The organism is Pseudomonas sp. CFBP13508 (genome assembly GCF_005233515.1).
Taxonomy (GTDB): Bacteria; Pseudomonadota; Gammaproteobacteria; order Pseudomonadales; family Pseudomonadaceae; genus Aquipseudomonas; species Aquipseudomonas mercuritolerans.
Genome location: NZ_QFZZ01000006.1, coordinates 292,992 through 317,216, shown reverse-complemented (window position 1 = coordinate 317,216; position 24,225 = coordinate 292,992). Strand labels below are relative to the sequence as shown.

At 60.7% G+C, this 24,225-nt stretch carries 20 protein-coding genes; 7 read left to right on the top strand and 13 right to left on the bottom strand.

Annotated features, from left to right (window positions below; genetic code table 11):
* Positions 1-43: 43 nt before the first annotated feature.
* The 7 genes from pcaG to pcaR all read right to left on the bottom strand — a co-directional run bounded on the left by pcaG (position 44) and on the right by pcaR (position 6,943).
* On the bottom strand, positions 44-610 hold the full coding sequence (gene pcaG / locus PspCFBP13508_RS18770; RefSeq protein WP_130912695.1) for a protocatechuate 3,4-dioxygenase subunit alpha: 567 nt from the start codon (positions 608-610) through the stop codon (positions 44-46).
* Between the two features lies 1 nt (position 611).
* Entirely contained in the window at positions 612-1,316 is a 705-nt protein-coding gene (gene pcaH, locus PspCFBP13508_RS18765; protein WP_137215372.1) for a protocatechuate 3,4-dioxygenase subunit beta, read from the bottom strand.
* 36 nt (positions 1,317-1,352) lie between these two features.
* A complete protein-coding gene (gene pcaF / locus PspCFBP13508_RS18760) occupies positions 1,353-2,558 on the bottom strand; it encodes a 3-oxoadipyl-CoA thiolase (RefSeq protein WP_178084500.1) in 1,206 nt (401 codons plus the stop codon).
* Positions 2,555-3,334 carry a CoA-transferase subunit beta gene (locus PspCFBP13508_RS18755; protein ID WP_071174622.1) on the bottom strand — a complete coding sequence of 260 codons (780 nt, stop codon included), beginning with the start codon at positions 3,332-3,334 and terminating at the stop codon, positions 2,555-2,557. The genes pcaF and PspCFBP13508_RS18755 overlap by 4 nt, the downstream gene beginning before the upstream one ends.
* Positions 3,334-4,191: a CoA transferase subunit A gene (locus PspCFBP13508_RS18750; RefSeq protein ID WP_024011937.1), complete on the bottom strand. Its 858-nt coding sequence runs from the start codon at positions 4,189-4,191 to the stop codon at positions 3,334-3,336. Before PspCFBP13508_RS18750 ends, PspCFBP13508_RS18755 begins: the two co-directional genes overlap by 1 nt.
* 269 nt (positions 4,192-4,460) lie before the next feature.
* Complete coding sequence (locus PspCFBP13508_RS18745; protein ID WP_073475852.1) at positions 4,461-5,807, bottom strand: MFS transporter; 1,347 nt, start codon at positions 5,805-5,807, stop codon at positions 4,461-4,463.
* A gap of 293 nt (positions 5,808-6,100) precedes the next feature.
* Positions 6,101-6,943, bottom strand: coding sequence for a pca regulon transcriptional regulator PcaR (gene pcaR / locus PspCFBP13508_RS18740; RefSeq protein ID WP_016771343.1), 843 nt, complete (start codon positions 6,941-6,943; stop codon positions 6,101-6,103).
* 631 nt (positions 6,944-7,574) lie between these two features.
* On the opposite strand from pcaR, the gene PspCFBP13508_RS18735 reads away from it, so the two are divergent.
* The gene (locus tag PspCFBP13508_RS18735; protein WP_008080067.1) at positions 7,575-7,775 is read left to right on the top strand and encodes a hypothetical protein; all 201 of its coding nucleotides are present in this window, start codon (positions 7,575-7,577) and stop codon (positions 7,773-7,775) included.
* Between the two features lie 370 nt (positions 7,776-8,145).
* On the top strand, positions 8,146-9,621 hold the full coding sequence (locus tag PspCFBP13508_RS18730) for an inorganic phosphate transporter (protein WP_016771345.1): 1,476 nt from the start codon (positions 8,146-8,148) through the stop codon (positions 9,619-9,621).
* A gap of 630 nt (positions 9,622-10,251) precedes the next feature.
* On the opposite strand, the gene ccoM is transcribed toward PspCFBP13508_RS18730, so the two are convergent.
* From ccoM to PspCFBP13508_RS18725, 3 genes are all read right to left on the bottom strand, one after another.
* A complete protein-coding gene (gene ccoM, locus PspCFBP13508_RS27825) occupies positions 10,252-10,365 on the bottom strand; it encodes a cytochrome c oxidase subunit CcoM (protein WP_016771346.1) in 114 nt (37 codons plus the stop codon).
* Between the two features lie 149 nt (positions 10,366-10,514).
* Positions 10,515-10,676: a hypothetical protein gene (locus tag PspCFBP13508_RS27460; protein WP_016771347.1), complete on the bottom strand. Its 162-nt coding sequence runs from the start codon at positions 10,674-10,676 to the stop codon at positions 10,515-10,517.
* Between the two features lie 94 nt (positions 10,677-10,770).
* Complete coding sequence (locus PspCFBP13508_RS18725) at positions 10,771-11,112, bottom strand: hypothetical protein (protein WP_024011931.1); 342 nt, start codon at positions 11,110-11,112, stop codon at positions 10,771-10,773.
* A gap of 252 nt (positions 11,113-11,364) precedes the next feature.
* On the opposite strand from PspCFBP13508_RS18725, the gene rapA reads away from it, so the two are divergent.
* Positions 11,365-14,211: an RNA polymerase-associated protein RapA gene (gene rapA / locus PspCFBP13508_RS18720; RefSeq protein WP_130911950.1), complete on the top strand. Its 2,847-nt coding sequence runs from the start codon at positions 11,365-11,367 to the stop codon at positions 14,209-14,211.
* Between the two features lie 156 nt (positions 14,212-14,367).
* On the opposite strand, the gene PspCFBP13508_RS18715 is transcribed toward rapA, so the two are convergent.
* A complete protein-coding gene (locus tag PspCFBP13508_RS18715) occupies positions 14,368-15,717 on the bottom strand; it encodes an MFS transporter (protein ID WP_130911951.1) in 1,350 nt (449 codons plus the stop codon).
* A gap of 301 nt (positions 15,718-16,018) precedes the next feature.
* Here PspCFBP13508_RS18715 and PspCFBP13508_RS18705 point away from each other — a divergent pair, with 301 nt between their 5' ends.
* Together PspCFBP13508_RS18705 and PspCFBP13508_RS18700 are read left to right on the top strand one after the other, a co-directional pair.
* Positions 16,019-16,387, top strand: a complete 369-nt coding sequence (locus PspCFBP13508_RS18705; RefSeq protein WP_137215369.1) for a YkgJ family cysteine cluster protein — start codon at positions 16,019-16,021, stop codon at positions 16,385-16,387.
* A 149-nt stretch (positions 16,388-16,536) separates the two neighbouring features.
* Positions 16,537-18,819, top strand: coding sequence for an EAL domain-containing protein (locus PspCFBP13508_RS18700; protein WP_130911952.1), 2,283 nt, complete (start codon positions 16,537-16,539; stop codon positions 18,817-18,819).
* On the opposite strand, the gene PspCFBP13508_RS18695 is transcribed toward PspCFBP13508_RS18700, so the two are convergent.
* Positions 18,710-19,606 (bottom strand): NAD(P)-dependent oxidoreductase, encoded by an 897-nt coding sequence (locus PspCFBP13508_RS18695; protein WP_161984086.1) that lies wholly within the window; start codon positions 19,604-19,606, stop codon positions 18,710-18,712. The genes PspCFBP13508_RS18700 and PspCFBP13508_RS18695 overlap by 110 nt on opposite strands.
* Positions 19,607-19,802: 196 nt before the next feature.
* Here PspCFBP13508_RS18695 and PspCFBP13508_RS18690 point away from each other — a divergent pair, with 196 nt between their 5' ends.
* On the top strand, positions 19,803-22,001 hold the full coding sequence (locus PspCFBP13508_RS18690) for a hypothetical protein (protein WP_137215367.1): 2,199 nt from the start codon (positions 19,803-19,805) through the stop codon (positions 21,999-22,001).
* Positions 22,002-22,284: 283 nt separating this feature from the next.
* Here the strand turns inward: PspCFBP13508_RS18690 and PspCFBP13508_RS18685 are convergent, their stop codons facing one another.
* Positions 22,285-22,590 carry a DUF2288 domain-containing protein gene (locus tag PspCFBP13508_RS18685; RefSeq protein ID WP_016771353.1) on the bottom strand — a complete coding sequence of 102 codons (306 nt, stop codon included), beginning with the start codon at positions 22,588-22,590 and terminating at the stop codon, positions 22,285-22,287.
* A 351-nt stretch (positions 22,591-22,941) separates the two neighbouring features.
* On the opposite strand from PspCFBP13508_RS18685, the gene PspCFBP13508_RS18680 reads away from it, so the two are divergent.
* Entirely contained in the window at positions 22,942-24,069 is a 1,128-nt protein-coding gene (locus PspCFBP13508_RS18680; RefSeq protein ID WP_024011924.1) for a branched-chain amino acid ABC transporter substrate-binding protein, read from the top strand.
* Positions 24,070-24,225 lie beyond the last annotated feature (156 nt).

The window sequence follows — 24,225 nt, the reverse complement described above, 5'->3', positions numbered from 1 at the left end:
GTGGTGAGGGGATTCTGTCCTGCAGGGGATTTGGGGTGTTCTCTCAATAATCGAAGAACACCGTCTCGGCATCGGTGCCCTGCAGAACTACATTCCACTGGTACACACCCGACGCATCCGCCTTGGCCAGCAACGTCTGGCGACGCTCCGCCGGCACACACTCGAGCAACGGGTCAGCAACGTTCGCCGGTTCACCTTCAAAATAAATCCGCGTCAGCAAATGCTTGACCAGACCACGGGCAAACACCAGCACCACCAGATGCGGCGCCTGGGTCGAGCCTTTCAACCCCGGCACGGTGCCCGGTTTGATCGTGGTAAAACGGAAGCGCCCTTCGGCGTCCACCGGCACCCGGCCGAAGCCTTCGAAATTCGGGTCGAGCGGTTTGTCCTGGTGATCTTCCGGGTGGTCGTACTTGCCGGCGGCATTGGCCTGCCAGACTTCAAGCATGGCGTCGTTGACGACATCGCCATTGCCATCCACAACCTGGCCGCTGATCGCCACGCGCTCGCCAAGGGTCAGCTCGTTGGCCAGGGTTTCGCGGTTCAGCCAGGTCAGGCCGATGTGGTAATACGGCCCGACGGTGTGGGAAGTGGTCGCATAGAGCGTCATCTTATTTCTCCATCGGCGTGGCTTCACGGCCGCGCAGTACGATGTCCCAGCGGTAACCGAGGGCGTAGGACGGAATGGTTTTTTCCAGATCGAAAGCAGCGATCAGGCGTTCCTTGGCCGAAGTGTCCGGCACGCAGTTGTAGATCGGGTCATACGCCAGCAACGGGTCGCCGGGGAAATACATTTGCGTGACCAGTCGGGTGAGGATGCTCGGCCCGAACAGGGAAAAGTGGATGTGCGCCGGGCGCCAGGCGTTGTGGTGGTTGCCCCACGGATAGGCGCCGGGCTTGATGGTCTGGAACTGGTACCAGCCATCGGCATCGGTGACGGTGCGGCCGGTGCCGGTGAAGTTCGGGTCCAGCGGCGCGTCGTGCAGGTCACGGGCATGGTTGTAGCGGCCGGCGGCATTGGCCTGCCAGATCTCCACCAGAATCCCCGGCACCGGCAGGCCGTCTTCGTCGAGCACGCGGCCGTGAATGATGATGCGCTCGCCCAACGGCTCGCCTTCGTGCTGGGCGGTCAGGTCATTGTCCTTCTCGGCAACGTGTTCGGCGCCGATGGTCGGCCCGGTGATTTCCGACAGCGAGTGCGGCAGGTGCACCAACGGCTTGGACGGCGAGCGCAGGTTGGTGGATTGATACGTCGGGTGCAGGTAGTCAGGCTGAGTGCCTGCCTGTGGGCGACGGTAACCAGGCTTGTCAGTCATTTCGCTTTCCTCAGTTCTTGTAAGTGCCGCAGCGCGTCAGACACGTTCGATGGCCAGGGCCAGACCCTGGCCAACACCGACGCACATGGTCGCCAGACCTTTCTTGCCGCCAGTCTTTTCCAGATGATGCAGGGCGGTCAGCACCAGCCGCGCACCGCTCATGCCCAATGGGTGACCGAGGGCAATCGCGCCGCCATTCGGGTTGACCTGCGGCGCATCGTCGGCCAGGCCCAACTCGCGCAATACCGCGAGGCCCTGGCTGGCAAACGCTTCGTTGAGTTCGATCACGTCGAAATCGCTGAGCGCCACGCCGAGGCGCTCGGTCAGTTTGCGCACCGCTGGCACCGGGCCGATGCCCATCACCCGAGGTGCGACACCGGCGCTGGCCATGCCGAGCACTTTTGCGCGGGCGGTCAGGCCGTGTTTTTTCACCGCTTCGGCTGACGCCAGAATCAGCGCAGCAGCACCATCGTTGACCCCGGAGGCATTGCCGGCGGTGACGGTTTTGTCCGCGCCATTGACCGGTTTCAGTTTCGCCAGCGCTTCAATCGTAGTGTCGGCGCGCGGATGTTCGTCCTCGCTGACCACGGTTTCGCCCTTTTTGTGGGCGATGCGCACTTCGACAATTTCTTCAGCAAAGTAACCGGCAGCCTGCGCGGCGGCGGTACGTTGCTGACTGCGCAGAGCAAAGGCGTCCTGATCTGCGCGCGAGACTTTATAGTCGTCGGCGACGTTATCAGCGGTCTGCGGCATGGCATCGACGCCGTACTGCGCCTTCATCAGCGGGTTGATGAAACGCCAGCCGATGGTGGTGTCTTCCAGTTTCATGTTGCGCGAGAACGCCGCGTCGGCCTTGCCCATCACGAACGGTGCGCGGGACATCGACTCGACGCCGCCGGCAATCGCCAGCTCCATCTCACCGCTGGCAATCGCACGGAATGCGGTGCCGATCGCGTCCATGCCCGAAGCGCAGAGACGATTGAGGGTCACGCCCGGCACGCTGTCCGGCAGGCCGGCGAGCAGCAGCGCCATGCGCGCGACGTTGCGGTTGTCCTCGCCAGCCTGGTTGGCGCAGCCGAGGAACACCTCATCGACGGCGTTCCAGTCCACCGATGGATTGCGCTCCATCAAGGCCTTGATCGGCACGGCGGCCAGGTCATCGGCGCGCACGGCGGACAGTGCGCCACCGAAACGGCCGATGGGGGTGCGAATCGCGTCGCAGATATACACGTCACGCATCATGCTTCTCCCGGTGCCTGGCCATGGGCGGCAGCGGTGCGCGCTTCCAGATCACGCAGCGCCGTCAGCTCGACTTCGGTCGGCTCAGCGGTGGTTTCAACGGAGTCGGCAAAACGAATCGCCCAACCGGTGGCGGCGACCACTTGCTCGCGGCTCACGCCCGGATGCAGCGCGGTGACCACGAATTCGTGGGTGCCCTCCTCCGGTTCCATGATGCACAGGTCGGTGATGATGCCCACCGGCCCGGCGCCCGGCAGGCCCAGACGTTTACGCGAATCGCCGCCCTCGCCGTGACCGACCGAGGTGATGAAGTCGAGCTTGTCGACAAACGAACGCGCCGACTGTTTAAGGATGATCAACACGCTTTTCGCCGAACCGGCAATCTCCGGCGCGCCACCGGCACCCGGCAGACGCACTTTCGGCGCGTGGTAGTCGCCGACCACGGTGGTGTTGATGTTGCCGAAACGGTCGACCTGCGCGGCGCCGAGGAAACCGACGTCGATGCGCCCGCCCTGCAGCCAGTAGCGAAAAATCTCACCGGTCGGCACCACGGTGTCGGCGGTCTCGGCCAACTCGCCGTCACCGATCGACAGAGGCAGTACGCTCGGCTTGGCGCCAATCGGGCCGGATTCGTAGATCAGCACCACGTCCGGCGATGAAGTCAGGCGCGCGAGGTTGGCGGCTTTCGATGGCAGGCCGATGCCGACGAAGCATACCGAGCCGTTCTTCAGGCGCCGGGCCGCCGCGACGGTCATCATTTCATTGGTGGTGTAAGTCATTACTTGGCCTCCGAAGCAGCGGCCAATTTGGCCTGGAATTCGCTGAAGTCAGCGCAGCCATGGATGTATTCGTTGATCCACGCGGTAAACGTCTCACGGTCGCGAGCGATCGGATCCCACGCCTGATAGAAACGATTGTCACGCTCGGTGTAACCATGGGCGTAGGACGGATGCGCGCCGCCCGGCACGTGACAGACCGCACTCAAGGCCCAGGTCGGCAGTACGCAAGCGTTCATCGGTGCGTTGAGGTCGTCGACGATTTCTTCCACGGTGACGATGCAGCGTTTGGCGGCCAGCGCGGCTTCTTTCTGCACACCGAGAATGCCCCAGAGCAACACGTTGCCCTTGCGGTCGGCCTTCTGCGCGTGAATCACGGTGACGTCCGGGCGTACCGATGGCACTGCCGCCAGCACTTCGCCGGTGAACGGGCAGGTCACGGTTTTGATCAGCGGATTGACCTTCGGCAGGTCGGAGCCGGCGTAGGCACGCAGCACCGCGAAGGGCAGGCCGGACGCGCCGGCGACGTAGGCGTTGGCGAGGTCGGCGTGGCTGTGTTCTTCAATTTCCAGCGCGTGCGGCCACTGCTTTTCGACCGCGTCACGCAGACGGTGCAGCGAACCCACGCCCGGGTTGCCGCCCCAGGAGAAAATCAGTTTGCGCGCGCAACCGGCGCCGATCAGTTGGTCGTAGATCAGATCAGGCGTCATCCGCACCAGCGTCAGATCTTTCTTGCCTTGACGAATGATTTCATGACCCGCTGCCGTAGGGATCAGGTGAGTGAAGCCTTCGAGGGCGACGGTATCGCCGTCGTTGACGAATTGCTTCACCGCGTCGTGCAGCGAAAGGATCTCAGCCATGGAGCGGGCTCCTGTTCTTGTAAGGAATCGCCAGTGATAAAAAGGCGCGAGGTTCAGCGCCGGAGTCACTGAAGATTAAGCTCGGGAAATTCGCCAAACAATCCGATAATCGACTGAGTGTTCGTTTATCGAACGGATTGTTATTCAGCTAACAATCAGATCAACAGCTTCGCGAGCAGGCTCGCTCCCACCTTGGAATGCATTTCAGAATGTGGGAGCGAGCCTGCTCGCGAAGGGGCCAGCCTGTTCAATAACGATCTGCGCCCGACTCAGGTCGCATCCGCATGACTGACCATGCCTTTGATCAACACCGCCGCCGTCGCCAACCCAGCCGGGATCACCAGAGCGGTCAGCACTTGCTCGAAATTCCAGCCCAGGCCAAGCAAGGTTGCGCCCATCCACGCGCCAAGAATCGCGCCGAAGCGGCCGATGCCGAGCATCCACGACACACCGGTCGCGCGGCCTTGAGTCGGGTAGAAGCGCGCGGCCAATGACGGCATCGCCGATTGCGCGCCGTTAACGCACATGCCCGCCACCAGTACCAGCGTCGCCAGCAAGGTGATGTTGCCCAGGCTCTGCCCCACGGCGTAGGCAAACACCCCGGCCAGCAGGTAGAAAATGCCGATGACCTTGTGCGGATTGAAGCGGTCCATCGCCCAGCCCACCCCGACCGCGCTCAACACGCCGCCAAACTGGAACAACGCGCCGATGAACGCGGCCTGCTCCATGCTCGCGCCGCTGTCGCGCATCAGCGTCGGCAGCCAACTGGTCAGCAGGTACACAATCACCAGCCCCATGAAATAAGTCAGCCACAACAGCAGCGTGCCGGTGCTGTACGTACCGGAGAAAATCACCGCAAAGACGTTGCGCGCCTTGACGGTTTTCTGCTCCGGCACGCTGAAGCTCGCAGCCTGGGCGACGGTGACCGGGTCGATCGGCGCGAGGGTCTTGCGCACTTTGTCGGTGCCACGGTTGCGCACCACCAGATAGCGCGCCGATTCCGGCAGCCAGAACACCAATACCACGGCGAGGATCAGCGGCAGGATCCCGCCGATCATCAGCAGAGCATGCCAGCCGAACGCCGGGATCAGCTTCGCGGAGATGAAACCGCCGCCGGCCATGCCGAGGTTGAAGCCGCAGAACATGCTGGTCACCAGCAGCGACTTCTTGCGCTCCGGGGTGTATTCCGAGAGCAGGGTCGTGGCGTTGGGCATGCCCGCGCCGAGACCGAGGCCGGTCAGAAAGCGCAACACCAGCAGTTGTTCGACGTTGGTGCTGTACGCCGAGGCCAGGCTGAAGCCGCCGAACAGAATCACCGCACCGACGAGGACGACTTTGCGCCCGAAGCGGTCAGCCAAAGGGCCGGAGCCGAGCGCGCCGAAGACCATGCCGATCAGCGCAGCACTCATCACCGGGCCGAGGCTGGCGCGGTCAATGCCCCAGTCTTGCGACAGCGCTGGGGCGATGAAGCCCATGGCGGCGGTGTCGAGGCCGTCGAGAAATACGATCAGGAAACACAGGATCACCACCCGCCACTGATAGCGCGAGATCGGTTGGGCGTTGATGAAGGTCTGCACATCGAGGCAGTTACCCACAGCGGACTGAGGCTGGTTCATTATTTTTATTCCACGCAAAAAACGCAGTCGAACGGCGGCCGGCCAAAGCAAGGCACGGTCACAAGAATAGAAGGTTGTAATCAGGCGTTGCGGTGAACCCGGCAACAACGGGTGGGATACAGACAGTCGGGGAGCGAGCGCATGGTGAATTGCCTCTTGTCATTATTATGGGGTCGACAGTCCGGCGAGCTCATTCACATCAGCGCCGGATGACGCTGCCGCGACATTAATGATCCGAGGGTTTTAGCGTCAATTCGATAAACGCAACACTGTGCGTTTATCGAACAGCTTCCTCAGGCGAACAGCTGCGCACTGAGGTCGCGACTGGCGCTGAGCAGGCCGGGCAAGAAGCGCTGCTCCAGCTCGGCGCGACTGACCCGCCCGGCGTGGGTGCTGACATTCAGCGCGGCGACCACTTGCCCCGAGGCGTCGTACACCGGCACGGCGATCGAGCGCAGTCCCTGTTCCAGTTCCTGATCGACAATGCACCAGCCCTGCTGCCGCACCTGCTGCAAACATTCGAGCAACGCGTCCGGGGTATGAATGGTGCGGCTGGTCTTGGCCACCAGTTCGGCGTGGTCGAGGTATTCGCCCAGGGAGGTGTCGTCCAGCGCGGCCAACAGAATGCGCCCCATCGACGTGCAATACGCCGGCAACCGCCCTCCGACGGAAAGGTCGACCGAGATCAATCGCTGAGTGGTCGCCGAACGCGCGATATAGAGAATGTCATCGCCCTCCAGCGTCGCCATGTTGCAGGCTTCGTGCAGCTGCTCGCTCATGCGATCCAGATACGGTTGGGCGGAGACGGCCAGCGGTGTCGAGGACAGATAGGCGTGGCCGAGGGTCAGCACTTTCGGCAGCAGCGAATAGGTGCGCCCGTCGGTGGTGGCGTAGCCGAGCTTGATCAGCGTGTGCAGGCAACGGCGCACGGCGGCGCGGGGGATTTCCGTGCGGTGGCTGATCTGCGCGATGGTCAGGTGGCGTTTGCGTTCTTGAAACGCTTGCACCACCGCCAGACCGCGAGCCAGGGAAGTCATGAAATCCGGATCACCGGTCAGCGCCTGAATGCGCTTGGCCGGCGAGGCGACGATGGGCGGCGCCACCGAGGTGAAGGAGTTGCGCATTTGATCGTTCATTTCTTGTCCTTGTCCGGCACGCATCGATGCCTAGTCAAACGGCTCGCCGCGCGATGCACAAGCACCGGGGCGCCAACATTGGGCGATTATCGAACCGCCGACCGATAATCGCAATCCAGCCCCCCGCCCTCCTCTTCATGCTAGAAGCAGCTTTAGCGATTCTGCCCGCAACTTAGTTGTGCTAGTTAATGGCGCCAAAAACAGAACGCCTGTTCTATAACGCTGTCTTTACACTTAACTAGCGGCAAAAGTTGCCAGCAACAAAACCATCACACATTCAGAACCGTTTTTAACTTGGCAAAGATAGTCATTCCCGAATCGGCCGCTATAATGCACCCTGGTCGCGGCGCTTTAATCAAAGGCCCGCGACTTGCTGAAGCGAGGTCCTTCGTCTCAGCTCCGGCCAGCGCCCGGCGCCCATCACACATGCAACGCCAGCGCTCGCTGAAACAGGAAACTGATGCTGCGTCAGTTTTTATCTGGTGCCGTAGCCGCCTGTAACACGGAAGTCTTGATCGCCTCTGCAATGTCTCCGCGCCCGATCGGGCTGTGGATGACTGGCGGGGGCGCGCAATTGACTCGTTGCAGTGTGTTTCACCGGATATTCAATTCAACTCATACAGGTAGCACCGTGACAAAAGACGAACTGCGCGCGGAACTAGAGCGCCAGGAACAACGTTACAAGGAAGTTTACGGCGGGGAAGTCACCACCTACGCCGCTCAGCCGGAACCGGAACGCAAGGCATGGCGCAAGCGCCCTACCGTTCAGGATCAGGTGTTCAAGCAGGAAATCGAAAAGATCGAAAAGGAACTCAAAGCCGAAGAGCCATGAGCCACGGCGGTTGAGCATTCGAAAGTCGGCGTCCGCCTGAGCCACAGCGCGGTGGAAGACGACACCTCGCGCGCCCGCTAACCGCGGGCAGCGGCTGCATCGCTGTTTTGCGTCTTATGAACGAGCGTCCCACAGGTTTCAGAGATATTTCAGACAAGCGTTTGAGCCTTTGCGATGTCTGAAAAAACGGCTCGAAAATATAGTTTATTCAATAAAATCAATTAGTTGAAAAACCCTGCGTGCTGCTTGGTTTTCACGCCCTGCAACAAATTAAATCGAAGAAGGGTGTGACCAGTGAGCAGACGGGGCATCGATTTCCTGTCTTTTCTGGCATAATCGCGCCCCCTTACGACCGGGTCAGAAAACCTTCATGATCGATTTATTCAGCGGACTGGATGCTTGGGTGCTTGTGAGCCTCTTGCTCGCCCTGACGTTTGTCCTCGCCTTCGAGTTCATCAATGGATTTCATGACACCGCTAACGCGGTAGCCACTGTTATCTACACCAAAGCCATGCCGCCACACCTGGCGGTGTTCTTTTCCGGTGTGTTCAATTTCCTCGGCGTGCTGCTGGGCGGCGTTGGCGTGGCGTATGCCATCGTCCACCTGCTGCCGGTTGAGCTGCTGATCAATGTGAACACCGGCCATGGCCTGGCGATGGTGTTCTCGTTGCTCGCCGCGGCAATCGCCTGGAACCTGGGCACCTGGTACTTCGGTATCCCGGCTTCCAGCTCGCACACCCTGATCGGCTCGATCCTCGGTGTCGGCCTGGCCAACGCGCTGATCAACGACATTCCGTTGAGAGATGGCGTGAACTGGCAGAAAGCGATCGACATCGGCGCCTCGCTGGTGTTCTCGCCGATGGCCGGCTTCCTCATCGCCGCGCTGGTGCTGATCGGCCTGAAATGGTGGCGCCCGCTGTCGAAGATGCACAAGACACCGGAACAGCGCCGCAAGATCGACGACAAAAAGCACCCGCCGTTCTGGAACCGTCTGGTCCTGGTGATCTCGGCCATGGCCGTGAGCTTCGTGCACGGTTCCAACGATGGCCAGAAAGGCATCGGCCTGATCATGCTGGTGCTGATCGGTATCGTCCCGGCACAGTTCGTACTCGACCTGAACAGCACCACCTACCAGATCGAACGCACCCGCGATGCGACCCTGCACCTGAGCCAGTTCTACCAGCGCAACGCCGATTCGCTGGGCGAGTTCCTGGCGCTGGGCAAGAGCGTGGAAGGCGACCTGCCGGAGAAATTCCGCTGCAATCCGCAGCAGACCGAACCGACCATCACCGCCCTGCTGCACACCCTCAAAGGTGTAGCGGACTACCATTCGCTGTCGTCGGACAGCCGCATCGAAGTGCGTCGCTACCTGCTCTGCCTGGACGACACGGCGAAGAAAGTCGGCAAGCTGCCAGGCCTCGAAGCCCGTGAAAAGGCTGACCTCGACAAGCTGCGCAAAGACCTGACCACCACCACTGAATACGCGCCATTCTGGGTGATTCTGGCGGTCGCCCTGGCACTGGGCCTGGGCACCATGGTCGGCTGGAAGCGTGTGGTGCTGACCATTGGCGAGAAGATCGGCAAGCAGGGCATGACCTATTCCCAGGGCATGTCGGCACAGATCACCACAGCCAGCCTGATCGGCATGGCCAACATCTTCAGCCTGCCGGTGTCGACCACTCATGTGTTGTCTTCGGGTGTTGCCGGGACCATGGTTGCCAATAAAAGCGGCCTGCAGGGTGGCACGGTCAAGACCATTTTGCTGGCCTGGGTGCTGACCCTGCCAGCGACTGTGGCGCTGTCGGCCGGGTTGTTCTGGTTGGCTTCGAAGGCTTTGGGTAGTTGATCGTTAGCTGTTGATTGGAAAAGGCGTGATTCGTGAGGATCACGCCTTTTTTGTTATTGGGGGTAAGAAGTCTGCCGAAGGGGCAAAAGATCAAGAGCCGAAGAAAAAGCCAGATCAAGAGCCCCTCACCCTAGCCCTCTCCCGGAGGGAGAGGGAACTGACCGAGGTGTTTGGGCGGGGTACGCCGACTTGCGATACCGAGTCGAATGCAGGTTTTGAACACCACATAAATCGGCCCCTCTCCCTGGGGAGAGGGCTGGGGTGAGGGGCAGCAACAACGCAAGTCAAAAGCCGGACACCCACGCTTTTCACCACTCAATAGGCCGAGTGTCAGCTCGCCTGCTCTTGATCTTGATCCACCGGCGACGTCGGAAGGCTGAGCGGAGGGATTGATCCGGGCGTGGGAGCGCAGCGACCGTCTGGCGCAGCCAGACACAGCGGAAGGAGGTGCNGGCGTTTGAAAAAGGTGACCCGCCGTAAGGGCGGAACCGTAATCAGCAACACCCGAAGCAACGGATATTCACCCAAAACCCCAACAGCCTGGTCGGCCCACAGGCCGCCAAGGCACAAAAAAAAGGGGCAACCGAAGTCGCCCCAAAATGCCTTGCGTGCCCATCAATCCAGAAGAACTCACTTGCGCCGCTTATGCGCATCCTTCCAGATAAAAAATCCAAACCCTGCAAAAAACAGCACCATGAGCCCCACCGTGAGAACCCCGGCAAACACCACGTTATCGAAAAACATGACTGACCTCCCGGCCCTGCTTTGCTTTGCTGCGATGGATTCAAATTAACAAACACACAGGCGCACATATTGACCAGGATCAATATCCGCAACGTTGAGAAATAAAGGAGGGGAAATAACTGACCTGCATCAACCAATGCAGCGGGAGATCAACGCTTTTTCGGCTTGTTCTTCGACTTTTTCTTGGCTTTTCCCAACGGCATCGCCTGCTCGAAAGCCTGGCGCACTTCGTTCAGGCGCTTCTCGTTGAGGTCATGCACACGCTTGGCGCGTTCAGTGCTGAGGTCGATCAGTTTGTCGTCTTGGCTCATGGCGTCCGGCACATCGCAAAAGAGATCACAGCTGCCGTCACCGACAGGATTGCGCCAATCATGCCGCTTGGCGCAGGCGCTGACCAGTCACTGCTCAAATCTCGATATCGACCCACAGCCCCTGACGCGGCTGATCGTCTATCAACGGCACCACCGGCACGGTGTTGTCGGCGTTCAACTCGGTACCCGGCACGGCCAGATGCTCTTCAGGATCTTCATCCGCCTCGCGGCGTCGGCGGTCACGTTCCTGCTGGCGACGCTGTTCTTCGCGCGCCAGCAGACGATCCTCTTCCGGATCACGCTTCTGCAGATCGATCGTGCTTTCGTTGGAGCTTTCCTGCACCGGCACCACTGGCGGGATGTCCGGCCGCTGGCGGATCGGATCCTGCTGGGAAGTGATCGGCACGGCGCTCAAGGGGAGCATCGGTGGCAACATATAAAGGTCTCCTGTCTGCAGGCTATCGGCTGGGGTGCAGGCGCCTTGAGCCGCCTGTCGCAAACTTGTGATGCGCTTGGCACCTGTTGGAGCTGCCGAAGGCTGCGATCTCTTATGGGACAACGCAAAACCCAAGTGTTCCCGCAGATCAAAAGATCGCAGCCTGCGGCAGCTCCTACCCCAGTATTTCTTTGGCCTCAGGGTCGCATTCCGTTAAGATAGCCCGCTTTTTCAAGGTGGGAGTCAGGCAGCATGGCGCAGCAGTATCAACCGGGGCAACGCTGGATCAGTGACAGCGAAGCAGAGCTTGGTTTAGGCACCGTTCTGGCACAGGACGGCCGCTTGTTGACCGTGCTTTACCCGGCCACTGGCGAGACCCGCCAGTACGCGCTACGGAATGCGCCCCTGACCCGCGTGCGGTTCTCGCCCGGCGACTCCATCACCCATTTCGAAGGCTGGAAGATGACTGTGCAGCAGGTCGACGACGTCGACGGGCTGATGGTCTATCACGGCCTCAACGGGCAGAACGAAGTCGTCACCCTGCCGGAAACCCAGCTGTCGAACTTCATTCAGTTCCGCCTCGCCAGTGATCGTCTGTTCGCCGGGCAGATCGACCCGCTGCCGTGGTTCTCACTGCGCTACAACACCCTTGAACACACCAGCCGCCAGTTGCAGTCCTCGCTGTGGGGCCTGGGTGGCGTGCGTGCGCAACCGATCGCGCACCAGTTGCACATCGCCCGGGAAGTCGCCGACCGTATCGCCCCGCGCGTACTGCTGGCGGACGAAGTGGGTCTGGGTAAAACCATCGAAGCCGGTCTGGTCATCCATCGCCAACTGCTTTCGGGCCGCGCCAACCGCGTGCTGATCCTGGTGCCGGAAAACCTTCAGCACCAATGGCTGGTGGAAATGCGCCGCCGCTTCAACCTGCAGGTCGCGCTGTTCGACGAAGAACGTTTCATCGAAAGCGATGCCACCAACCCATTCGAAGACACCCAATTGGCGCTGGTCGCGCTGGAGTGGCTGGTCGACGACGAGAAAGCCCAGGACGCCTTGTTCGCCGCCGGTTGGGACCTGATGGTGGTCGACGAAGCGCACCACCTGGTCTGGCATGAAGACAAAGCCAGTGCGGAATATTCGCTGGTCGAGCAACTGGCCGAAGTCATCCCCGGCGTGCTGCTGCTCACCGCCACCCCGGAACAACTCGGTCAGGACAGCCACTTCGCCCGTCTGCGCCTGCTCGACCCGAACCGCTTCCACAACCTGGCCGCGTTCCGCGCCGAGAGCGACAACTATCGCCCGGTCGCCGAAGCTGTGCAGGAACTGCTCGACAAGGGCCGTCTCTCCGCCGAGGCGCACAAGACCATTCACGGTTTCCTCGGCAACGAAGGCGAAGCCCTGCTCACCGCCGTCAACGATGGTGATACTGAAGCCAGCGCCCGCCTCGTGCGTGAACTGCTCGATCGCCACGGCACCGGCCGCGTGCTGTTCCGTAATACCCGCGCCGCTGTGCAGGGTTTCCCGGAGCGCAAACTGCATCCGTATCCGCTACCGTGCCCCGACGAATACCTCGAACTGCCGCTGGGCGAACACGCCGAGCTGTACCCGGAAGTCAGCTTCCAGGCCCAGCCGGAAACCAGTGAAGAAGAGCGCTGGTGGAAATTCGATCCGCGCGTGGAGTGGCTGATCGATCAGCTGAAAATGCTCAAGCGCACCAAAGTGCTGGTGATCTGCGCCCACGCCGAAACCGCGATGGACCTGGAAGACGCCCTGCGCGTGCGCTCCGGCATCCCGGCCACGGTGTTCCACGAAGGCATGAACATCCTTGAGCGTGACCGCGCCGCCGCCTACTTCGCTGATGAAGAATTCGGCGCGCAGGTGCTGATCTGCTCGGAGATCGGCAGTGAGGGTCGCAACTTCCAGTTCGCTCACCACCTGGTGCTGTTCGATCTGCCGTCGCACCCGGACCTGCTCGAGCAGCGTATCGGTCGTCTTGACCGGATCGGCCAGAAGCACATCATCGAATTGCACGTGCCGTACCTGGAAACCAGCCCGCAACAGCGTCTGTTCCAGTGGTACCACGAAGCACTTAATGCTTTCCTCAACACCTGCCCGACCGGCAACGCCTTGCAGCACCAGTTCGGCCCGCGCCTGCTGCCGCTACTTGAAGAAGCCGATGACGGCGAATGGCAAGCGCTGATCGACGAAGCACGCGCCGAGCGTGAACGTCTCGAAGCCGAGCTGCACACCGGTCGCGACCGTCTGCTGGAACTCAACTCCGGTGGCGCTGGCGAGGGTGAAGCGCTGGTAGAAGCGATCCTTGAGCAGGACGATCAGTTCGCCCTGCCGATCTACATGGAAACCCTGTTCGACGCGTTCGGCATAGACAGCGAAGACCACTCGGAAAACGCCCTGATCCTCAAGCCGAGCGAGAAGATGCTCGACGCCAGTTTCCCGCTGGGCGACGACGAAGGCGTGACCATCACCTACGACCGCAATCAGGCGCTGTCGCGCGAAGACATGCAGTTCATCACCTGGGAACACCCGATGGTGCAGGGCGGCATGGATCTGGTGCTGTCCGGTTCGATGGGCAACACCGCCGTCGCGCTGATCAAGAACAAGGCGTTGAAGCCGGGCACCGTGTTGCTCGAATTGCTCTACGTCAGCGAAGTGGTCGCACCGCGCTCGCTGCAACTGGGTCGCTACCTGCCACCGGCGGCGCTGCGTTGCCTGCTCGATGCCAATGGCAACGACTTGTCACCACGGGTGTCGTTCGAAACCCTCAACGATCAGCTGGAAAGCGTGCCACGGGCCAGCGCCAACAAGTTCATCCAGGCCCAGCGCGATCAGCTGACGCCACGGATCAACGCCGGCGAAGAAAAGATCGCCCCGCGTCACGCCGAGCGTGTGGCCGAAGCGCGCCGTCGTCTGGCCGCCGACACCGACGAAGAACTGGCGCGCCTGACCGCGTTGCAAGCGGTCAACCCGACCGTGCGCGACAGCGAACTGGAGGCGTTGCGCACTCAGCGTGAGCAGGGTCTGGCGATGCTCGACAAAGCGGCGTTGCGCCTGGAAGCGATTCGGGTGCTGGTAGCGGGTTAAACCGCCCTGCTCCACCGCTGAAAACCAAGAGGCCCGCAGTGATGCGGGCCTTTTTTATTTCAGAAGCAAAAAGCAAAAGATCGCAGCCTTCGGCAGCTCCTACAGGGAGAATGCGTTCCTCCTGTAGGAGCTGCCGAAGGCTGCGATCTTTTGATCTTAAGCAGTCGCCGCAGAAATTTCTGGCTCAACCACCGCCACCAACCCCTCCTTCATCCGCTGCGCATCGCGGACAAAACAGCGCGACGCGAGAAACAGAAAGACCATGGTCAGGAACAGCGCCACCGGGATCAGGTACATCGCGTCGTGCAGGCCAACAGCCTTGAACGCTTCGGTCATCTGCTCAGCCCCCGCCGCCAGCATCGCCGTGTGCGCGAAGTGATCCGACAGCCCACCGACGACCACTGGCCCCAACCCGCCGCCGAGCAGATACAGACCGGCGAAGAACAACGCCATCGCCGTCGCCCGCAGGCGTGGTTCGACGACGTCCTGAATCGCCGTGTACACGCAGGTATAGAAGTTGTACGCGAACAGCCAGCCGACGCTGAACACCGCGACGAACACACCGATCTCGATGCGCCCGGCATGCAGCGCCCACGCTGTGCACAGGGTCGAAATGATCAGACTGAACGCGGCAAACAGCAGCCGCCCACTGGCGAAACGCTGATGAATCTTGTCGGCGATCCAGCCGCCGAGAGTCAGCCCGACCAGTCCGGTGACGCCGACGATCACGCCGGTGGCCACCGCCGCCTCCTGCAACGGCATGAGGAAATAGCGCTGCAACATCGGCACCAGGAACGAGTTGCAGGCATAGGTCGCGAAGTTGAAGCACAGCCCGGCCATCACCAGCCAGAGGAAGGTCGGCACGGCGAGGACGCGGCGGATCGGCTTGTCGACTTTCTCTTGCGAGACCTGCACGGATTCCGCGGCACCGCGCTTGGGCTCTTTGATAAAGAACATGAAGATCGCGAGGATCAGCCCCGGCACGGCGGCAATGAAGAACGGCGCGCGCCAGCTGTCGAACGCCTTGACCATCGCGCCGATGGTGAAGAACGCCAGCAGCAGCCCCAGCGGCAGGCCGAGCATGAAAATGCCCATCGCCCGCGCCCGACGGTGTGCCGGAAACAGATCGCCGATCAGCGAGTTGGCTGCTGGTGCGTAACTGGCTTCGCCGATGCCGATGCCCATGCGCACGATCAAAAAGCTCCAGAAACTGCCGACCATGCCGTTGACCGCAGTCAGCGCACTCCAGGTCGCCAGGCCCCAGCCCATCAGCTTGCTGCGTGAACCGGTGTCGGCCATGCGCCCGAGTGGCAGGCCGGCAATCGCGTAAACGATAGTGAACGCAGTGCCGATGATGCCCAGCTGAAAGTCGCTGAGGTGCCATTCCATGCGGATCGGTTCGATGATGATCGCCGGGATGGTGCGGTCGAAGAAATTGAACAGGTTGGCGAGGAACAGCAGGAACAGAATGCGCCAGGCATTCGCCGCTTGGGTCGAGTTCTGCATGGGTCCGTCTCTTTATTGTTATGAGGGCTTCACTGCCAGCGCGTCGAGCCCGGAACCTGCAATCTAGTCAGCCGCGCGGGGGCTGTCTGTCATCATTCGTCAGCCTGATATCGAACCATCGCACTGTAACGAAACGTAAGCCCTTGATAACTCTGGAATCCCCCGCCCTACGGGGCTTTCGCGGCAAAATCCGGCGACAAAAAAATAGTTTCGCGCCCCCCTTCCCAACGGCATGGCAAAGCCTAGAATGGCCGCCGGATCCGTCCGGATCTTCCGATCAATCCCTTTGATACCTCCGCCCATGTCCGAAGCCAGTCCGTGTCTGAATTGCGGTGCCTGCTGTGCCCATTTTCGCGTGTCTTTTTTCTGGGGTGAATGCTCATCCTCCGGCGGGACGGTCCCCGATGAATTGGTCGCGCAGATCACCCCGAGCCGAGTGGCGATGATCGGCACCGACCGCAAACCGGCGCGTTGCATGTCTCTGGCGGGTGAGGTCGGCAGCGCTGTGGCCTGCACGATCTACGACAAGCGCTCGAGCACCTGCCGCGAGTTTGAAGCATCGTGGGAGAACGGCGAGCACAACCCGGACTGCGACAAGGCCCGCGCCGCGCACGGCCTGCCACCCTTGCCACCACACTGGAACGACCTGCCGCTGGAGCGCATTGCCTGAGTCTTAGCGCGAATCGCTATGAGGCTAATGGCAAAATCATTACCACCAATATGCCACTACGCCTTCGAGCCTGAAAACCGCCTCTATACTCCTCCCATTCGCCTGCGCTGACTGACGCACGGCCTTATGAATCCGAGACGGGGCACGCTATGGAGTGGCTTGGTTTGCAGTTTGTTGCCGAGCTGCCGGCGAGCGGGCAGATTCTCCTCGATTGCAGTCACAATCCCTTGCTGGTGCTGGTGGCCTATCTGGTCGCCTGCGCGGCCAGTTTCGCCACGCTCGATATGGCCGAGCGCGTCGTGCATGCCGAAGATCCAGGGTCGCGGCGAATCTGGCGCTGGATCGGCGCGACCTGCCTGGCCGGCGGCATCTGGGCCATGCACTTCATCAGCATGCTGGCTTTCCAGACACCGATCGACATTCAGTACGACCTCGGCGTCACCCTCTTCTCGTTACTGATCGCCCTGCTCGCCTCGTGGCTGGCCATGCACACTCTCAGTGAGGTGCAGCCGAGCGCGTTGCATTGCCTGAAAACCGCGTGTGTCATTGGCTTGGGCATCGCGGGCATGCATTACGTCGGCATGGCGGCGATGAAGTCGAGCGCCACCGCCTACTATCAGCCGGGGCTCTTCGCGTTGTCGGTGCTGATTGCCATCGGCGCCAGTTTCGCCGCGCTGTGGGTGGCGCGCTATCTGAGCGAAGGCAGCGGCGTGGCGCATCAATTGCTCAAGTACAGCGCTGCGCTGATTCTCGGTGCCGGCATCATCAGCATGCACTTCACTGGTATGGCTGCGCTGGACCTGGTGCTTCCCGAAGGCGCTCTGGCAGCAAGCGGCGGCGACACCGGGCATCTGCAACTGGGCCTGACCGTAGCGCTGATCATCCTGCTGATCCTCGGCAGTGCGATCAGCGCCGCCCTCGCCGACAAGAAACTGCAGAACAAGGAAAACGATCTGCGCCGGGTCAACGCCCTGCTCAGTCAGCTCGATCAGGCGCGCATGTCCTTGCAACAAGCGGCCAATTACGACGCGCTGACCAACCTGACCAACCGCCGTGGCTTCAACCAGCTGTTCGCCGAGAAGCTCAGCCAGAAAACCAGCGAGGGCGGCATGCTCGCGGTGATGTTTCTCGACATCGACCACTTCAAGCGCATCAACGACAGCCTCGGCCATGATGCCGGCGATGCGCTGCTCAAAGTCATCGCCCAGCACATCAAGAGTTCGGTGCGCAGCCATGAAGACGTGGTCGCGCGGTTCGGCGGCGACGAATTCTGCATCCTTATCAGCCTGCGCGATCGTGAAGAGGCGCGCGGCATGGCGCAGCGCATCATGCACAAGATGAAAGAGCCGATCGAACTGGCCGGCCGGCGCATGGTGATGACCACCAGCATCGGCATCAGCCTGTTTCCCGAAGACGGCACCACTTGCGAAGAGCTGCTCAAACACGCCGACCTGGCCTTGTACCAATCCAAGGGCGCCGGGCGCAACGGTCTGCACTTCTTCAATTCCAGCCTGAAGACCCGCGCCAGTTTCGAGCTGCAACTGGAAGAAGAACTGCGCAGTGCGCTACGGCAAGACCACGCGCTGATGCTCTACTATCAGCCGATCTTCGAACTGAAAACCGGGCGCGTGACCAAGCTCGAAGCACTGATTCGCTGGCAGCATCCGGTTCACGGTTTGCTTACACCGGATCGCTTCATCGGTATCGCCGAAAACAACGGTTTGATCGCCGAACTGGACAATTGGGTGCTGCGCCGCGCCTGCAGGGATCTCGGCGAGCTGTCGCGGCATGGTTGTGCCGAATTGAAAATCGCCTGGAACTGCTCGCCGCTGAATCTGGCGCGCGAAGAGCTGGCCGAGGAGATCGAGCACGCCTTGCACACAGCAGGCGTGGCACCGGAACGCCTGGAATTGGAAGTCACCGAAAACGCCTTGATGGGCAACATCGCCAACACTCTGGTGCTGTTGCGGCAGATCCGCGCCCTCGGTGTGTCGCTGTCGATCGATGATTTCGGCACCGGCTACTCGTCGCTGGCCTACCTCAAGCGCCTGCCGCTGAACACCCTGAAGATCGACCGCTCGTTCATCCTCGACATCCCCACCGCCACGGCGGACATGGAGATCGTCCAGGCGATCATCGTCATGGCCCACACCCTGCATCTGCAGGTAGTCACCGAGGGCGTCGAGAGTCTGGAACAATACGAGTTTCTCGAGCGTTCGGGCTGCGACTTCATTCAGGGTTATCTGCTCAGCCGCCCGGTGCCGCTGGACGAATTGCGCGCGGTGCTCGATGAAATCAACCAGCGCAAACCCGTGCTCGGGGTCAATCCGTTGAGTCTGGCGCGCGATACATTTGCACCAGCGTCGCTGGATCCTTCGCTGAAAAGCCTTGCGCCCCATGCAGGCGCATCAATTGTGCGGCCAATCCGCTGATTGGCGTCGCCGAGCCCTGCTCGCGGGAAAATTTCACCGCCGTGTCGAGATCCTTGAGCAGCGTGCGCACGTGCCACTTGATCGGCTCGAAACGGCTCTCGGCCATTTGCGGGGCAAGGATCTGCAAAGGCTTGGAATCTGCAAAACCACCGGCCAACGCCTCGGCGATCAGACTGGCATCGACGCCGGCCTGCTCGGCCAACGCCACCACTTCGGCGATCACCAGCGCATTGCAGGCGACAATCATCTGGTTGCACGCCTTGGTCACTTGCCCCGCACCGATGCCGCCCATGTGCGTGACGCGCTGGCCGAGAGTGAGCAGCACCGGGCGCACGCGCTGAAGATCTGCCGCTGCACCACCAACCATGATCGCCAGGCTGCCGGCCTCGGCGCCGACTACGCCGCCGGACACCGGGGAGTCAAGCCAGCCCATGCCGCTTTTCTCGGCCAGCTCTGCGGCCATCTCGCGAGTCGCGGTCGGTTCAAGACTGGAGAAATCCACCAATAGCTGGCCGTTCTTCGCACCTTCGGCAACGCCGCCAGCGCCAAACACCACCTCACGCACCACGGCAGTGTCGGCCAGGCACAGCATGACGATGTCGGCGTGTGCGCACAGTTCGGCGGGGCTCGTCACTTGTCGGGCGCCGGCCGCAACCAGTGGCGCGCACTTGTCCGGGTTGCGGTTCCACACCGTCAGCGGGTGACCCGCCGCCAGCAGACGCTGGCACATCGGCAGACCCATCAGGCCGATTCCGGCAAACCCCAACGAAGGTAGCGTTGACATCATTTCGCCTCTTTTCGATTAAAGAACACCGAATCATGGCCGATTCATCAACGATCAGGAAAGGATTCCGCCCGGCGATCAGACCAGCCAGCACTACGACGCCCGGGCCGTATTCGCGCACACAAGACGCGAGATCTTATTCCGTGAGGTTCGCCGGCAATGTTCGGCGGGCCAACCCAGTCCAGGTAAATGGCGCACCATGACCTCCAAAAACAACCCCGCCAGTGCAACAGCCGATCTGACCCTGAGCCCCGCCGCGAACAGCGCGTCATTATCGAAACCCGCGCCGCCTTCGCGCCCGCTGTCGACCCAGCAATACCTGTACTTCACCGAAACCAACACTGACCGCATCCTCGATAACCTCGACGGCCTGCGCGATTCGGTGTTCCCGCGCCCGGCGCATCAGGAAGGCGACAACGAACAGCACAACGACCAGGAATTCCCCTCGGTGTGCCTGATCGGCCTCGGTCGCTGCGGCTCCAACATCGCCCTCGACGTGGCGGAGCTGGTGTACAACGCGCGCAAGTTCTACCTCAACGAATTCAACAACGAAGACCGCCCGACCGACCGGCGTCTGGCCGACAAGGGCTACAGCCCGGCGCAGTGGATCAAGAACAACCTGCGCATCGGTACCAGCAAATCGACCAAACCGGTGTTTCTGGTCGAACCGCTGGTGATGCTCGGCGACCTCGACAAGGACATTGCCGGGCGCATCCGTTTCTCGCGCAAGGGCGAGAAAAGCGGCTTCCTGCGCGACTACAGCAAAATGAAGATCATGGACTTGTCCGAAGTCCACGCCGGTGGCGCCGGTAACGCGCCGATCCTCGGCCAGTACCTGGCGAAGATCATCCTCAACAAGGACACCCAGCGCTTCTCCAGCCCCGACTGGAAAATGATCCACTCGTACCTGATCGACAGCTGCGGGATCAAGGCCAACCAGTCGCGCCTGTATTTCTCGATTTTCAGTGCCGGCGGCGGTACCGGTTCGGGCATGGCCTCGGAGTTCGGTCTGGCCCAGCAGCACTCGTACATGAACAAGACCTTCGACACCAAGCCGATGGACGAGCATGACGGCAAGAGCGGTCATTCGTTTGTCTTTGAGCCGATCTTCACCAGTGGCATCTGCGTGCTGCCGAACATTTCCGACCACCGCAGCGAAATGTCCGAGGCGCTGCACATCAACGCCGGGCGCCTGCTGTGCAAATACCTGTCGGAGGAATGGGATTTCTCCTACAACTTCGCCAACGAAGACAGCAGCGAAGCCAGCGTGATGGGGCGTATCCGCCCGTGGAACGCGATGATGCTGATCTCCAACGACATCATGCGTTACGCCGAAGAAAGCGATGACGGCAATATCCAGAACATTGATGTCAATGCCATGGAGAAGCACGCCAACCAATACATCTCGCAGCAGATCTTCAACATTCTGACGGCGCAGGCAGTCACCACTGACTACGACCAGAACTACTTCCGCCGCGCCGGCATCGACATCGGCGAAACCATCCGCCTGGACGCCAACGACCTGTTCATGAGTCTGGCCGGGCCGGTGGCGATTGCCTACGCCGAATCGGTGGTGCCGGAAACCCCGCCGCCGAGCAGCGACAAGTTCAAGGTCTTCGATAAAGAGCCGCAGCGCCTGAACATCGACGACCTGTTCTTCCGTTCGATCGACCTGCCGCACTTCAACAAGGTCACTCAGGCCATCGAAGGCATCAGCCTGCTGCCGATCGAATCCAAGCGTTATCGCGCTTCGCTTGAGCAGTACAAGAATTCCGGCTACGACGCCGCCGCGCTGCACGACCTGCACTTCTTCAAGAATTGCTCGTCGGTGGTCTCGATCGTCTCGCTGCCGAAAGACTACAAACTGTCGTACATGGACCTGAACCGGTTGAAGACCCACCTCAACAGCCTGTTCCCCAACACCACGCTCAAGCGCTACGCGCTGGTGATCGGCGCTTCGGCCAACCTGTCGCTGACGACCCTGATCGCCAAGAGCCCGTGCCTGTCGGACGACTTCCTCACGCTGATCGTGGCGTTCATCAAGCGCTGCTTTGCGAAGAATCCGTACCGTTTCGACGAGACGCTGGATAACTCGATTCTCGACTTCATCATTCAGGAAGACTTCGACGAAGAGCGGATCGACGACCTGCTCAACGAATTCGAAAACCCGGCGAAGATCCTCGATACCAACTGGTACGCGATCAAACCGATGTACGAGAAGAAGTACCGCGAGTTGATCAACGACAAGGACAAGTTCGTCTCGATCAATGACATTCGCCTGTCGCGCGATTGCGTGAAGAAGTCGATCAAGTACCTGCGCGAGATCTACCGCCACCGGATTGGCAAGACCAAGGTGATTTCGCTGAATAACCATACCGGGAAGACTTACTCGGTCTGATCCAGTACCGAGTCGCCCCATTCGCGAGCAGGCTCGCTCCCACAGGAAAGTGCATTCCAAGGTGGGAGCGAGCCTGCTCGCGAAGGCGCCCTCGACTTCACCGACAAATTCAGCTTTACGAACATCCAGAAACAATTAAGCGACCCTCAGGCCGCTCCATAAACTGTTCCCGTTACGTTTACGTCACCGTGAGGCGTGGCATTTCTCCACGGCAAGGTGCCATCACGCTACTCCGCTACACACTTGCGGCGCGGCAATCGAGGCACCAAAAGAGTGCGAGCAATTAAACGGCCGCCCTTTCCTGGATCAGAATCCACGGCGAAACCACCACTGCCCACAGCTGTGGATCTCGCTCGAAAATATCCAGCGCCCGCGTTTCAGACAGCTTGGCGACCTTGTCGTCGGCCAGCCAGGCCGCGACTTTCTCGCCTTCATCCGAGGCCACGGCCTCGGCGGCGGCGATCAAATCCAGGTCAGGGTCGACCCACAATAGGGCACCCTTGGCGAAGAACGGCTCCAGCTCTTTCCAGGTAATAGATGCCGTTTCACCAAGCAGCTTGGCATAGAGGGTGCTAGGTTCTTGATTCATGGGAGCTGTCCGGAAAAGAAATCGACGCGAATGATAACGTCGGTGGTCCGGCAGAAAAACCCGGTTGCAAATCGCTGCACCGAACGAAAAGAGCAGGAACGCCAGGGAATGCTGCCTTTTGGGATATATGCCCCCGATTGCCCCGCCGCAATTCTGTCTCTTTCATTCAAAAATGCGACACCCCCAAGTTTTGCCCCGTGGCGCCCGCTTCCCAGTTGATCAAGCGGCGCTCTACACTGTACCGGTACAGTTGCCGGGGCATTTTCCGGAGGGTATCGCAAAGATATCTGACCCGGTTCTGCTGCTACGGCGCCAGAACTCTAAAAAATACAACAGTAAGAGTGGAGCACTATGACTAAGGCTACTAAGCAGATTTCCAAACTGTTTGCCGCTATGGTTCTGGCCGGGGTTGCCAGCCATTCGTTCGCAGCTGACACCATCAAAATCGGTATCGCCGGTCCTAAAACCGGTCCAGTAGCCCAGTACGGCGACATGCAGTTCAGTGGCGCGAAAATGGCCATCGAGCAGATCAACGCCAAGGGCGGCGTCGACGGCAAGAAACTCGAAGCCGTTGAATACGACGATGCCTGCGATCCGAAACAAGCGGTAGCGGTAGCGAACAAGGTCGTCAACGACGGCGTCAAGTTCGTGGTCGGTCACCTGTGCTCCAGCTCCACCCAGCCAGCTTCGGACATCTACGAAGACGAAGGCGTGATCATGATCACCCCGGCTGCCACCAGCCCGGACATCACCGCCCGTGGCTACAAAATGATCTTCCGCACCATCGGTCTCGACAGCGCCCAGGGCCCTGCCGCCGGCAACTACATCGCCGATCACGTGAAACCGAAAGTGGTTGGCGTGCTGCACGACAAACAGCAGTACGGTGAAGGCATCGCCACCGCCGTGAAATCGACCCTCGAGAAGAAAGGCACCAAGGTTGCCGTCTTCGAAGGCGTCAACGCCGGCGACAAAGACTTCTCTGCAATCATCGCCAAGCTCAAGCAAGCCAACGTCGACTTCGTCTACTACGGCGGCTACCACCCGGAGCTGGGTCTGATCCTGCGTCAGGCTCAGGAAAAAGGCCTGAAAGCCCGCTTCATGGGTCCGGAAGGCGTGGGTAACGACTCGATCACCCAGATCGCCAAGGACGCGTCCGAAGGCCTGCTGGTGACCCTGCCGAAATCCTTCGACCAGGATCCGGCCAACGTTGCCCTGGCTGACGCGTTCAAAGCCAAGAAGGAAGATCCGAGCGGTCCGTTCGTGTTCCCGTCCTACTCGGCAGTGACCGTGATTGCCGAAGGCATCAAGGCGGCCAAGTCCGAAGACGCGACCAAAGTGGCTGAAGCCATCCACGCCGGTTCGTTCAAGACCCCTACCGGCGACCTGAGCTTCGACGACAAGGGCGACCTGAAGGACTTCAAATTTGTCGTGTACGAGTGGCACAACGGCAAACCTAAAACCGAAGTTTCGCCTCAGTAAGGCCTTGCCCGACTGACTGCCAATAAAGCCCACGGCGTGCCGTGGGCTTTGTTTTGCGAATGTATGGGCCGCGCTGGCGTGATCCGCCAGTCGGCCCACCTGAAAATCTCAAAACCGTCATCAGCGGTTCGCTGGCAAAACCCGGATTCGAAGTGG

Coding starts and splice junctions, on each gene's coding strand:
- PspCFBP13508_RS18700 (WP_130911952.1), top strand. CDS start 16,537: ATGGAGTGGCTTGGTTTGCAGTTTGTTGCCGAGCTGCCGGCGAGCGGG.
- PspCFBP13508_RS18745 (WP_073475852.1), bottom strand. CDS start 5,807: ATGAACCAGCCTCAGTCCGCTGTGGGTAACTGCCTCGATGTGCAGACC.
- PspCFBP13508_RS18705 (WP_137215369.1), top strand. CDS start 16,019: ATGTCCGAAGCCAGTCCGTGTCTGAATTGCGGTGCCTGCTGTGCCCAT.
- ccoM (WP_016771346.1), bottom strand. CDS start 10,365: ATGTTTTTCGATAACGTGGTGTTTGCCGGGGTTCTCACGGTGGGGCTC.
- PspCFBP13508_RS18755 (WP_071174622.1), bottom strand. CDS start 3,334: ATGACTTACACCACCAATGAAATGATGACCGTCGCGGCGGCCCGGCGC.
- PspCFBP13508_RS18715 (WP_130911951.1), bottom strand. CDS start 15,717: ATGCAGAACTCGACCCAAGCGGCGAATGCCTGGCGCATTCTGTTCCTG.
- PspCFBP13508_RS18725 (WP_024011931.1), bottom strand. CDS start 11,112: ATGTTGCCACCGATGCTCCCCTTGAGCGCCGTGCCGATCACTTCCCAG.
- PspCFBP13508_RS18730 (WP_016771345.1), top strand. CDS start 8,146: ATGATCGATTTATTCAGCGGACTGGATGCTTGGGTGCTTGTGAGCCTC.
- PspCFBP13508_RS18750 (WP_024011937.1), bottom strand. CDS start 4,191: ATGGCTGAGATCCTTTCGCTGCACGACGCGGTGAAGCAATTCGTCAAC.
- PspCFBP13508_RS18685 (WP_016771353.1), bottom strand. CDS start 22,590: ATGAATCAAGAACCTAGCACCCTCTATGCCAAGCTGCTTGGTGAAACG.
- pcaR (WP_016771343.1), bottom strand. CDS start 6,943: ATGAACGATCAAATGCGCAACTCCTTCACCTCGGTGGCGCCGCCCATC.
- PspCFBP13508_RS27460 (WP_016771347.1), bottom strand. CDS start 10,676: ATGAGCCAAGACGACAAACTGATCGACCTCAGCACTGAACGCGCCAAG.
- PspCFBP13508_RS18695 (WP_161984086.1), bottom strand. CDS start 19,606: ATGATGTCAACGCTACCTTCGTTGGGGTTTGCCGGAATCGGCCTGATG.
- pcaH (WP_137215372.1), bottom strand. CDS start 1,316: ATGACTGACAAGCCTGGTTACCGTCGCCCACAGGCAGGCACTCAGCCT.
- PspCFBP13508_RS18680 (WP_024011924.1), top strand. CDS start 22,942: ATGACTAAGGCTACTAAGCAGATTTCCAAACTGTTTGCCGCTATGGTT.
- pcaG (WP_130912695.1), bottom strand. CDS start 610: ATGACGCTCTATGCGACCACTTCCCACACCGTCGGGCCGTATTACCAC.
- pcaF (WP_178084500.1), bottom strand. CDS start 2,558: ATGATGCGTGACGTGTATATCTGCGACGCGATTCGCACCCCCATCGGC.
- PspCFBP13508_RS18690 (WP_137215367.1), top strand. CDS start 19,803: ATGACCTCCAAAAACAACCCCGCCAGTGCAACAGCCGATCTGACCCTG.
- rapA (WP_130911950.1), top strand. CDS start 11,365: ATGGCGCAGCAGTATCAACCGGGGCAACGCTGGATCAGTGACAGCGAA.